The 11,552-nt window shown below is 34.7% G+C and carries 12 protein-coding genes, 1 tRNA gene, 1 rRNA gene and 1 riboswitch; of the genes, 7 read left to right on the top strand and 7 right to left on the bottom strand.

Annotation, left to right across the window (positions count from 1 at the left end):
- The first annotated feature begins 52 nt into the window (after positions 1 to 52).
- Positions 53 to 125: transfer RNA gene (locus M3610_RS26950), tRNA-Lys, on the top strand.
- Positions 126 to 765: 640 nt separating this feature from the next.
- Here M3610_RS26950 and M3610_RS26955 read toward each other — a convergent pair.
- Positions 766 to 1,200: a hypothetical protein gene (locus M3610_RS26955; protein ID WP_251463549.1), complete on the bottom strand. Its 435-nt coding sequence runs from the start codon at positions 1,198 to 1,200 to the stop codon at positions 766 to 768.
- Between the two features lie 125 nt (positions 1,201 to 1,325).
- Here M3610_RS26955 and M3610_RS26960 point away from each other — a divergent pair, with 125 nt between their 5' ends.
- Both M3610_RS26960 and M3610_RS28190 read left to right on the top strand, forming a co-directional pair.
- Positions 1,326 to 2,165, top strand: coding sequence for a tyrosine-type recombinase/integrase (locus M3610_RS26960; RefSeq protein WP_251463550.1), 840 nt, complete (start codon positions 1,326 to 1,328; stop codon positions 2,163 to 2,165).
- Positions 2,166 to 2,353: 188 nt separating this feature from the next.
- On the top strand, positions 2,354 to 2,482 hold the full coding sequence (locus tag M3610_RS28190; protein WP_260871857.1) for a hypothetical protein: 129 nt from the start codon (positions 2,354 to 2,356) through the stop codon (positions 2,480 to 2,482).
- Positions 2,483 to 2,708: 226 nt separating this feature from the next.
- Here the strand turns inward: M3610_RS28190 and M3610_RS26965 are convergent, their stop codons facing one another.
- The 3 genes from M3610_RS26965 to M3610_RS26975 form a co-directional block, all read right to left on the bottom strand.
- Positions 2,709 to 3,062, bottom strand: a complete 354-nt coding sequence (locus M3610_RS26965; protein ID WP_251463551.1) for a hypothetical protein — start codon at positions 3,060 to 3,062, stop codon at positions 2,709 to 2,711.
- A gap of 220 nt (positions 3,063 to 3,282) precedes the next feature.
- A complete protein-coding gene (locus M3610_RS26970; protein WP_251463552.1) occupies positions 3,283 to 3,747 on the bottom strand; it encodes a hypothetical protein in 465 nt (154 codons plus the stop codon).
- A 156-nt stretch (positions 3,748 to 3,903) separates the two neighbouring features.
- Positions 3,904 to 4,224, bottom strand: coding sequence for a hypothetical protein (locus M3610_RS26975; protein ID WP_251463558.1), 321 nt, complete (start codon positions 4,222 to 4,224; stop codon positions 3,904 to 3,906).
- 208 nt (positions 4,225 to 4,432) lie between these two features.
- Between M3610_RS26975 and M3610_RS26980 the strand changes: the two genes are divergently transcribed.
- The gene (locus M3610_RS26980) at positions 4,433 to 5,437 is read left to right on the top strand and encodes a DUF3231 family protein (protein WP_251463553.1); all 1,005 of its coding nucleotides are present in this window, start codon (positions 4,433 to 4,435) and stop codon (positions 5,435 to 5,437) included.
- A 165-nt stretch (positions 5,438 to 5,602) separates the two neighbouring features.
- On the opposite strand, the gene M3610_RS26985 is transcribed toward M3610_RS26980, so the two are convergent.
- Positions 5,603 to 6,433 (bottom strand): hypothetical protein, encoded by an 831-nt coding sequence (locus tag M3610_RS26985; protein ID WP_251463554.1) that lies wholly within the window; start codon positions 6,431 to 6,433, stop codon positions 5,603 to 5,605.
- A 235-nt stretch (positions 6,434 to 6,668) separates the two neighbouring features.
- Positions 6,669 to 6,803 (bottom strand): protein YhfH, encoded by a 135-nt coding sequence (yhfH, locus tag M3610_RS26990; protein WP_098576542.1) that lies wholly within the window; start codon positions 6,801 to 6,803, stop codon positions 6,669 to 6,671.
- A gap of 182 nt (positions 6,804 to 6,985) precedes the next feature.
- Between yhfH and M3610_RS26995 the strand changes: the two genes are divergently transcribed.
- Complete coding sequence (locus tag M3610_RS26995; RefSeq protein ID WP_251463555.1) at positions 6,986 to 7,990, top strand: DUF3231 family protein; 1,005 nt, start codon at positions 6,986 to 6,988, stop codon at positions 7,988 to 7,990.
- Positions 7,991 to 8,340: 350 nt separating this feature from the next.
- A riboswitch (cyclic di-GMP riboswitch) is annotated at positions 8,341 to 8,422 on the top strand.
- 276 nt (positions 8,423 to 8,698) lie between these two features.
- Here the strand turns inward: M3610_RS26995 and M3610_RS28395 are convergent.
- Positions 8,699 to 9,280: a DUF6241 domain-containing protein gene (locus M3610_RS28395; protein ID WP_251463556.1), complete on the bottom strand. Its 582-nt coding sequence runs from the start codon at positions 9,278 to 9,280 to the stop codon at positions 8,699 to 8,701.
- 342 nt (positions 9,281 to 9,622) lie between these two features.
- Here M3610_RS28395 and M3610_RS27005 point away from each other — a divergent pair, with 342 nt between their 5' ends.
- Positions 9,623 to 11,023 carry an Ig-like domain-containing protein gene (locus M3610_RS27005; protein WP_251463557.1) on the top strand — a complete coding sequence of 467 codons (1,401 nt, stop codon included), beginning with the start codon at positions 9,623 to 9,625 and terminating at the stop codon, positions 11,021 to 11,023.
- A gap of 432 nt (positions 11,024 to 11,455) precedes the next feature.
- Positions 11,456 to 11,552, top strand: a 16S ribosomal RNA gene (locus M3610_RS27010); the annotation flags it as partial.

Consider the following 11,552-nt stretch of genomic DNA (forward strand, 5'->3'; position numbering starts at 1 on the left):
CTTGTAATCAGTAGGTTGGGGGTTCAAGTCCTCTCGCCGGCACCATTAGTACGAGCCATTAGCTCAGTTGGTAGAGCATCTGACTTTTAATCAGAGGGTCGAAGGTTCGAGTCCTTCATGGCTCACTATTTCTAATTAAAATAAATGTTGTGCGGTATTGCCGGGCTCGAGGCCCTATTTTTTCTTCGTTCTCATCTTCTTTGAAAAACTTGCAACATTGCTTTATACCCCCTTTCATTAGCAATCATTTCTCTACAGTTCGTACTTTCCAAATTTTTAATATAAGTTTTATTACCCAATAAAAAAAGAAAAAGTTACATATAAGTCCTAACGAAGCAAAAGTTAAGTGCCTTCCATCATAAACAAACCCATCCGCTGGAAAACCAAAGTAATAAGTACTCGTATCTTTTTCAACCCGATAACCAATTGTTGGAATAATAGTGAAAATAATAGTTGAAATTAGACTTAATATAGATAACCGTTTTTTTGCAGGTCTATTTTACCCTTAAGACTTAATAAAACCAATATTATTAACGCATTAAATCCAATCCCCATTATAAAGTCAAAAATATTCTCTATGTGATTCATTAAACACACCTCGTCTCAGCTTTGGATATATTTTTTATAGTATCACTTTTATTTTATTTCGAATATTTTATTTTTAAGTTTCCCTTTTCAGATAGACGGTTTAGTTAGCGAAATAAGAAAAAGGATCGCCGTTGCAATCCTTTTTTAACTCAAGCGCCCGTTACTTAAATAAGGAATTTATGTCTCGATGATATTAATTATGTCTTTATGAGTAATTTCTTTTGCCAAATTAGGTAAAACTTTCATTGGAAAAACACAATTTATTTCCTTTGATAATTTTGAAGCAAATGGAATAGGACCTGTTACCTCTAGTACAAAGTCAGGTGCTGGTGGGAGATGTAGAACTTCCCAGTCTCCTTTTACAAAAAAGGACATCGAAAAAACATTCCCCTCTTCAATATTGATTTGACCAATTCCATATATCTCTGACCCATCATTCAAAACGCCTTTTATCCTCACCCAATAATCCTCTTGAAAGTCAATAACATCTTTATCAATTTCAAAAGGTTCTACTACTTCATCCAGTTCATCTGCATCAAATTCAACGGCTTTCCAAACTGGATGAACATCAAAATCACCCAGTTCTAACTCATGAATAGATTTTCTTTTCATATATGCCCTCCATTTTAATCCTTATTAAACAAACCTGCTTCTTTAGCTTAAGAAGAACCACCGTTTCAATTTTGTAAAACCGGTCAATAATTCCTGAAAAAAGAATTTTTTGGGAAGAGATGAACTTGTTATTATCTCAAGCATGGGAAACGTATGAATCTGATAAACGCATTGAAGGCTTTTCACCGCAAACATTAAAAGCATATAAACTACAGTCCAGCTTACTTATTCGCTTTATTAATGATGTTCAACTTGATAAGATCACTACAGAACAATTAAAAGCTTATTTAGCAAAATCAAGTGAAAGTCTTAAGCCTGCAAGTTTGGCTCATCGAATTCGTTTTATGAAATCATTATTTCGATGGTCTCATGAAGAAGGGCATATTCCCAAAAACCCAGCAGCTAAAATAAAAGAACCTAAAACCGGGAAACGAATTCCTAAATTTTTGACCGAAATGGAAATTGAACATTTACGGGAAGCCTGTTGTTCACCAATGGAACATGCTCTGTTTGAATTCATGTTCTCCACTGGATGCCGAATAGGAGAAGTTGTTACCTTAGATAGAGGCAGAATTAATTGGGTGAACCGATCCGCCATTATCAGAGGTAAAGGCGATAAGGAACGGGAAGTCTATTTCAATATCCGTTGCGAAATTTGGTTAAAGCGATACCTAGATAATCGTGAAGACCGGGACACTGCTATTTTTGTCACTGAACGGGATCCTCATCGAATGAGCATTGCCCAGATGCGATACATTATTAAACGGATTTCAAACCGTGCCAGCATAAACAAAGGCATACATCCGCACCAACTAAGGCACAGCTATGCAACCCACTTATTGAATAATGGAGCACCTCTAGATGTTATTCAAAGCCTATTAGGTCATGAAAAAAGTGAAACCACCCGGATATATGCCCAGTTAAGCGGAAGCATCAGGCAGGAATTATATAGGAAGTTTTTTTAGAATAAATAAGCAACGCATCTCACGATAGCGTTGCTTTATTTCACTCTTGCACCCGTTAGTTTAACAAGCCCTTTCTCATTTACTGCACATTTTCTTCGTTCAATGACGTAAGTATTTATGAAATAGATGCAAATAATTGGTTATACTTGGATAAACTAACTTTACAATTGTTTACAAAGGAGAAACTTATGTTTAAGAAAAACAAAGACAGTACCATTATCTCACTAGGCTTGGTCGCTGCTTTCATTTCGACTATATTTAGTTTTGTTATTATTCGGTTACTATTGGATATCAAAGATCAAACAGGAAAAGGGTGATTCTTTTTCTGTTTTTTTCTTTTTCGTCGCTTTCTGTGTCAAATGAGGCATTAATAATTAATTCCTTTCTTCAAAAAAACTGCCCCGTGAGCACAAAAAGCAAAAAAGACCACCGAGGCGATCACATCATCCTGAACAAAAGCACCCGATAATTTAAGTACAACATTTCACAATCTTCTTGTGGAAAAAGAAAAAAGGCGACCTTCTACTTGAAGTATCGCATCTGTTAGCTTAAGAAAAACTGGTCAATAGCCATTCCAAAAAACATTAATGCTAAAACAAACCAGATTATATACTCTTTTTTACCTTTTTTGTTAATAATACAGATTTCAATACCTCTTAATAGCAGTACAAAACCCGCTATAATTCTTAAAATCCCAGAATATGTGTAATAAACAGGAGTTTCAGCTACATTTCTTGCTTGAAACCAAATGAATATTGCAAAAGCCGCTAATATTAGTTGAAGAAACATTATTGGTTTAATTCTTCTTGATGACTTTTCAAAAAAAGTATTAATAATTTTATTTAAGAAAGAAAGCATGCTTTTATTATACTCCATTCTAATTACTTTACTTTCCATCTTAGCAAAAAAACCATTTTAGTTATTCAAGAAAAATATGCCAATTTATTTGAACTAACCCAGTTACTTCAATAAGCAAAAAGACCGCCGAAGTGATCCTTTTATTTAACTCTTGCACCCAGTTACTTTAAGTGCACTGCTTCACAAATTGAGATGAATATTTGATAAATGCAACAAAAATTACCCAGACAAGAGCCATTTTACTTTTTGAAGTGTTTTTCTAATTTTTATAAATCTGGTTTTTAAAATCACCAATATATTGAAAAGCATATAGGAGTATTGCTCTTAAAAAGTCCATTATCAAATATTGGAGTGTTGTTAATTTTACTAAGGAAAATATTTTATAACGTTTTACATATTTTAGCCCTAGAAAGGTAAATAAACTTTGAAGAATAGCACTTGAAATTAAATACAACGAAAATTTTCCATAAAACGATTTTAACATCCAAAGACTTGTAACAAAGTAAGGACCAAAATTAAAAAAATTCATGCTACCAAAGGGAGGTATTCCTTTATAAAACCGCCACCATTTTTTATTTTCACCGTAAAAATCTGTTGCTTTTACAAGTGTACACATAAATATTGCGGCTGGGACATATTTTTTAAATGCATTTCTACCCAGTAACGGAATAGTTAACCAAGGAGTAATTAGCATAGCTAGAAAAAATAACTTTGTGTTTTTCATTATTTCACCTCAAATTTATGATATGGTATTTTCCATAAAATTAATCAGATGGTTAGCATTTTTCTTTTTTACTATACTGCCTCGTTTGTTCAATAAGAAAAAAAGGAACCGCCGCAGCAACCCTTGTACCGCTCTTGTCCCCGGAAGTAATTTTTTCTAATATTTGGATGGAACAAATACGATTGGAAATTGTTCTCCTAACTGTTTCTTCACCTCTTGAAATAATTGAAATCCTTTTTCATTGTGATTTTCCACTAGTTTTAATCCATTTTCTATTAATGAATCGGCTTCTAAATCAATCCATTTACCATATTCACTTACCCATTCAAATAGTTCTTCCTGTAATTTATCTGATAAAGGGAAATCCTCTATATCAAGATTCCAACCACATACGTTGCACCAAATTGGATCAGCTGAAAAATCCGCTTCGAATTTAAATGAATTAGTAATTTTACATTTACAAAAATCTTTTAACATCAAAAAGACACTCTCCCCAAAATACAATTTCTCCATCTTATTCAACTATCCTGCTTCGTTAGTGGAACAAGGAAAGCAACTGCCCTTATTGAACAATCGCACCCGTTCAACAAGAAACTGCTCAACTATTATCATCTAAAAGGTTTAAGTCCAAAGAAACGCATATATATTTCTGTGTCAGTAAAAAATACGGAAGAGGTGAGAACAAATGGAAAATGATAATTTAAAACTTACATCTTCCGAAATAGGAACACTATGGGGGGAGTATGTTAACGGAACTATGACCGAGATAGTAAATAGGTATATGATTTCTATTTTGGAAGACGAATCAATAAAAAAAGTTTTTGAAATTGCCATTGAGACATGGGAAAAGCAAAAGAAGCAGCTTGTTTCCTTCATTGAGAAAGAGGGATTTCCAGTTCCTATTGGATTTACTGAGTCCGACCTTAATAAAGGTGCAGAGAGATTGTTTTCTGACACATTCTGCTTAAATTATTTACATGTTATGACTATGCATGGTTTGTTGGGTCATACAACTGCTTTATGTGTTTCTGTCAGAAAGGATCTACGGGAATTTTACAATTCATGTGATAATGATGCAAAAAGTATGTACGATTTAACCATTGAGTTATTGCTTAAAAAAGGAAAATTCCAACGAGACCCCTATTTCTATCCTAAAGAGAGCCCTGAATTTATTTCTACCAAAGATTTTACTGATGGATTCTTCGGTAAAGGGAGACTTTTATCTGCTACAGAAATAATCAGTATTTCTCTTAACATTAAAAAGAGCATTATGGCAAAAACTCTTTCAATCGGATTCAGTCAAGTCGCCGAATCGAAAGAAATAAGAAAGTTTTTTGAGGAATTAGAAAAAAAATCAGATGAAAACATACAAGCCCTTTCAGAAATTATGCACAAGGATAATTTGCCAATTCCAATGTCGTGGGAATCAGAGGTTACAACGTCAAAAGACTCTCCTTTTTCAGATAAATTAATGTTGTATCATATGGGTTTCTTGGCTCAAACTGCACAAGTATATTACGGGACAGGTCTAGCATCAGCCATGCGAACAGACCTAGCTGTTGTATATGAAAAAACAATTCTAAAAACATTAGCATTAACAAAAAATTGGTTCGATATTATGGTGAAAAACAAGTGGTTAGAACAGCCACCACTTGCTCCCAATAGAAAAGAACTTGCACAAGATAAATAAGATATATCCCTCATTAGTGAGGGGTATATTTTTAATTAGCTTTTTAATCTAAGGGATAATTCAAACATAAAGTAGTTATTTCCTTCTTAAACAAACCTGCCCCGTTACTTCAATAAAAAAGAGCATTACCGTTGTTCAAGTAATGCCCCCGTACGTAATCAATCTTTATGTATTCCTTTTAACCCAACTGATAGCAATAAAGTAACCGATGATAGGTGATATTCCATATCCCATGATTGGTAATGGGAAATTCCCAAATAAAGTTACAATCATCGTCATTAAGAAATAAACTCCTAACGTTAAGGATATGATATTTCTTTTACCGTAAAAAAAGAATGGGCTTAATAATAATAGTAAAGACAAAATACCTATAACGAACCAGACCATGCCAAGGTCTGCCACTAAAAAGATAATATCTTCTACATAAGGAACTGGTGCTAAATCGTCGAGAAAAACCCACGACATGATAACAAAGACGACAGAAAGAATAAGACTTACAAACTTTATCATCCAATGACGATTCTTTTTCCACAAAATAATAGTCGTTGCACATGCAAATGCGGTTAATTGACCTGCATCTGGATGAAATAACAATATAATTAAGGTGATAAAGTAAAATCCTATTGAATAGATTTCATGGTGGTTTAATGTTAATTTCCATAGCTGAATAATTAATAGTGGCAAAATAATACTTGCTATATATACATTAATGGGTCCAAAAGTTAACCAGCGATGGATCCCGTCGGAACTGTTAAAAAAGAAGGGAAAAACTAATAAAGCTATTATTACAACGGTTGGAAGAAAATTGCCTTTACTTAATCTTTTTTCCTTATTACGCATTAAATAAATAGAACCCAAAAAAGTTCCCAATAACCAGATTAGTATGTTTTGAATCCAAATGCTTGGTGACACACCAGTTGAAACCATAGCAAAAGTTCCTATTAGGATGGCAGGTAACATAAACAAATAAGATAAGGTATTTTTAAAAAAATTCATGTGAAAATCTCCTTTAATTCATCCACAAAAATTTTAACACAAAAATCATCAACATTTTTGATTTCGTTAAATCTACCTGTCACTTTAGTTCAACAAGAAAAGCTGCCGGATCATTAAGTAATACACCCGGTAGTTTGGGTGAAAGTGTTCACAATATAACAGTCTTTTTGGGAGTTCTCTCTCGCTTATAAGAAAATAAAAAACCCCCAGCAATATGCTGGAGGGTTAACAAACTTTACTTTTCTTTTTTGGATAAACATTGTTCACAATCCATCATGTAACTTTCTGCTTGCTCTTGCATATGCTTCCCGCATTCTGTGCATTCCTTCTTTGGCAAATTGCGAAAAAATTCAACTGGACTCATTAACATTGTAAATCCCCCTTTATTAATACAGTTATTAAATGTTTCTGTTGTTATAATACAGTATAAATAAAAAAAAGAAAATTGTACAGTCCTTTTTTAGATAAATCATCATTTCTATTAAATGTTTTGGTTTGGTTAATTTTCATAACTCCTTTTGAATCAGTAAATAATAACAAGGAGGTGATAATATGGAACAGGACAAGATTAAACTGACATCTTCCGAAATAGGAACGCTATGGGGCGAGTATGTAAATGGTACCATGACAGATGTTGTAAATAGATATATGTTTACAATTATTGAAGATGAATCAATAAAGAATATTTTTGAGGATGCGATCAAGACTTTCGAAAAACAGAAGACAGCCTTAAAAGGCTTTTTAGAAAAAGAAGGATTTCCCGTTCCCATTGGATTTACTGAATCGGATCTGAATGAAGGAGCAGGGAGACTTTATTCTGATATCTATTGTTTGAATTATTTACATATTATGACATTGCACGGATTGTTAGGGCATACCACTGCATTTAGTGTTTCTGTAAGAAAAGAACTTAGAGATTTTTACGATCGTTGTGATAACGATGCAAAAAGATTGTATCAGAATACAATTGATTTATTACTTGAAAAAGGGGATTTTCAAAGAGATCCTTTCTTTTATCCTTCAGACGAACCTGAATTTATTTCTAGCACAGATTTTTCAGACGGGCTTTTCGGAAAAGAAAGACGATTATCCTCAATAGAAATGATAAGTATTTCATTAAACATTAAGAAAAGCATTATGGCAAAAACACTTGGTATTGGATTTAGTCAAGTGGCTCAAACAAAGGAAGTAAGGAATTTTTTCACGTATGCTGTGGAAGTGGCTGATAAACGTATAAAATCCTTGTCTAAAATCATGCAGGCAGATAATTTACCAGTTCCAAAATCGTGGGAAACAGAGGTAACGACATCAACAGTCTCTCCTTTTTCTGATAAATTAATGTTGTATCATGTAGGCTTCTTCTTCCAAGCAGCACAAAACTATTACGGGGCAGGGTTAGCCTCTTCTATGCGAACAGACCTTGTTACAACTTACGAAAGCTTTATCCTTGGCAATCTAACGGGTACCAAGAAATGGTTTAATCTTATGGTACAGAATAAATGGTTGGAACAGCCGCCACTAGCCCCTAATAGAGCAGAGATTGGAAAGCAAAAATAACGAATGTCCCTCCACCTGTGTGAGGGATATTCGTTATTTTATTGATCTGCTTTGATGGTCAATAAGAAAGGGATCGCAGTAGGCATCCCATCTTTAACTAAGCCTATGTTAATATATATGACCGTCTTATCCTTTAGTGGAACATCTTGTGCGGCTATTTCTCCACCCCGTATTGGGTCGCGATAATGCCCGAATTCGGAATGCTCAAGTGGGATTTTTTTGAAGACCATACTTGTGGTATTTGATCTGTGAAGAGACTAACATTTCTAATAATTTTGTCGATTGCAGTCGAAATGTTAGTCTTCTGAAAATACTATAAGAGTGCTAATATTAAATTAGATAATTATTCCACCTGTGAAAGGCAAACCTCTTGAAAAGTAGAGATGCTAAGTCACTGATCAAAGATGGAACTATGATGGCTGGACAGCCTGATTTAACATTCAGAAGGAGTGGTTCTATTTGAGTTTTAAATTCATTCTGTGTCTCTTTCGCAGACGACATAAGTACAGTTATTACACTAGTAAATGCATCAGATGTGGTAAACCAAGTAAGAATATCTATTAATAAAGGACCATGTGGTTCTTTTTTTGTTGAAAAGGAGCAAGTTTTTTTAGGTAGGAGAGGGGAATTAACTCCCCATTTAATATCTACTTAGTCTACCAAAAGATACACCGGTAGGAATAAGAGGCAAAATAACAGCCCCCATTATTATTGGGAGCTTGCTTCACTTACAAGATCTTCTTCTTTAAAGTTATTCCGGATGAACGTTTCTTCTTCTGACTGGCTCATGATTCCATAAGCTTTGCCGACTGTCCCGCCTTGGTAGGTCCAGAAATAGTTGTGGTCATCATCTACTTCAGAAAAAATGCCCTTTTTCCAATTACCTAAAATGGCTAGTAAATCAGCTTTTTGCGCGAATTCACTGTTCTCCACAATGGTATAAACTTGGTTAATCGTATCGGGAATCATCGGAATGGCTCCCCATTTTTCTTTTGCTTTCACTTTTTGATGTGTCATTTTGTGCATCACTTCGATTACCGCTTCTTGTGAACTACTGCCATCAATCCCAATATCATATTGAACTCCGCCAATTTTAGCTGTCTGCTGCTTGTCTGCTTTCTTTTTCTCCTTTTCCTTCTCTTTTTTGACATTATCTTGAACAGCTTTCGCTTCTACCTTCTCTTGTTTTTTTTCAGATGCGGTCTTATTGTCGCTGAAATTAAATCCTCCGTATTTTACGCCTATTAAAACTGCTAAAATAATCCCAATTATGATAGATGCTTTTGTCACTTCATTCCCCCCTGTTAGTAATGGATAGTTTTAACTTAACAAAAAATTCGGAATTATTCTAGTTAATTTACATAACATAATCCCTTCAAAGAAGACACCTATCGACATTATTACTAGAGTTGGATTTACTAGATTAGTTATTATGGGGTTAAGTTGAGTTCTCTATTCCTGTCTGATTGGGATTTTCTGCTAGTAAAGTCCTGTGTGATTATATTATTTTACGGTACCGGTGGTTATTTTTTTGTAGAAAAATGCCTATCGAATCTAATGGTCTTGCTGGGAGGTATGTAGTAGTATAGGTATAGCTTAGTGTTCTTTATAATGAATTGTTGGAGGGGTTTTGTGCGTAATAAAGGGTTGTTATCGTTGGTTGCTGTCGGGTTATTAGTTTCAAGTTCATCTATTGGTACTGTTAAGGCAGAAGGAAACAAGTATGATTTTTCAAAGAAATTCATTGAACGTCAGGTTGAAAAGCCACTTCAAAAAGGTATCATTGATTCTCATGCGTTAAATCAACTTCAAAAGGAAGTAAAAGGTTCTCCGTCATATTCAGCAAAAGGTTTTCATAAAATGGGGGCTTTGAGTAGTAGTATTCCTAGTAGTCAAGATTATTTACTTGAGTTGGAGCCCAACAATGATTTTGTTTCTGCTGACGCTACTTCCTATGAAAAACCAATGATTGGTCAATTACTTCCATTGTATGATCTAGATTTTCATAAAGTAGTTGTGCCTAGGGATGGAATTTTATTAGTAGCTGGCGGTGCTAACTCAAGTGCTATTGATCTAGGATTCGCTGCAGTGCAAAAGGATTTTGTTGAGAATGATAAATTAGTATATTTAGGCTCTGAAGTTGATGCGGAAGGGTATGAGTACCAGGCGTACCAAGCTAAAGGTGGTACATACTATGTGGGTGTTCTAGACCTAGATAATGACATATATGATGATAATACAGAAGAAGATTTATATGCAATTGTAACTGGATTTGTAGACAATGTTGCGCCCAATAAGCCGAGTGTAAACAAGGTTGATAACAATGATAGAGTTGTGACTGGAAAGGCGGAGTCTGGATCTACCATTACGGTAAAGAGTGGTAATACAGTACTAGCAACTGCAAAAGCAGCGTCTAATGGAGTTTTCTCAGCAAAGATAGCTGTTCAAAAAGCGGGCACAAAGTTAGCCATCACAGCTAAAGATAGCGCCGGGAATGTTAGTGCAAGTGTAACCGTGACGGTTGCAGATGTTGTTGCACCAAGCAAACCTGTTGTGAAAAAGGTTGATAATAATGACAAAGTTGTAACTGGAAAAGCAGAGGCCGGCTCTACCGTTACGGTTAAAAACGGAGGCAAAGTATTAGGAACGGCGAAAGCAGCATCGAATGGAGCGTTTTCTGTTAAGATCGCTGTTCAAAAAGCAGGAGCGAAATTAACCGTTAGTGCTAAAGATCGTGCGGGGAATGTAAGTTCAAGTGCTTCGGTAACTGTTGCAGATGTAATTCCACCGAAAAAGCCAACTGTTTATAAAGTAGATGATAATGATAAAAAAGTAAAAGGAAAAGCAGAAGCGAACTCAAGAGTCACCGTGAAAGTAGGAAGCAAAACCCTTGGCTCAGCTAAAGCTGATTCAAAAGGAAACTACTCAGTAAAAATCAAAGCACAGAAAAAAGGAACAACACTTGCTGTAACTGCAAAGGATAAGGCAGGTAATAAGAGTGCAAAGAGAACGATTGTAGTTGTCAAACATTAAATCTAATCAATGAGCCAAGGGGTAATTCCTTGGCTTTTTGTATTTTACTCTCATTATTAGGAAAGGGGGTGATAGTCATGGAATTCTAAGAGAAGATCTGAAGGAAATTCTATGAATATTTTTCCTAGAATAATGTTGACCATAAATCAGTAGAAAAATTTAAACTGCTTGTTGCAAAATGTAAATGAAGGTGTTATTATAATAAAGTTGCTTTTAACGGAAGACTTAATAGTTAAAAGTGATAGCGGAAAAAGTTAAAAAATTATATTGACATAATGATAGAGAGTTGATATAATAATAAATGTCGCTTCTGACAAACGAATTGTTCTTTGAAAACTAAACAAACAAAATCGTGCAACAAACAATATTAATCGTGTTTCTTCTATTAATATAGTAGAACACGAGCCAACGTAACAAATGAGCTAATCAACTTTCTTGGAGAGTTTGATCCTGGCTCAGGACGAACGCTGGCGGCGTGCCTAATACATGCAAGTCGAGCGAGACTCTTCGGAGTCTAGCGGCGGACGGG

This window comes from Neobacillus sp. MER 74 (assembly GCF_023714155.1).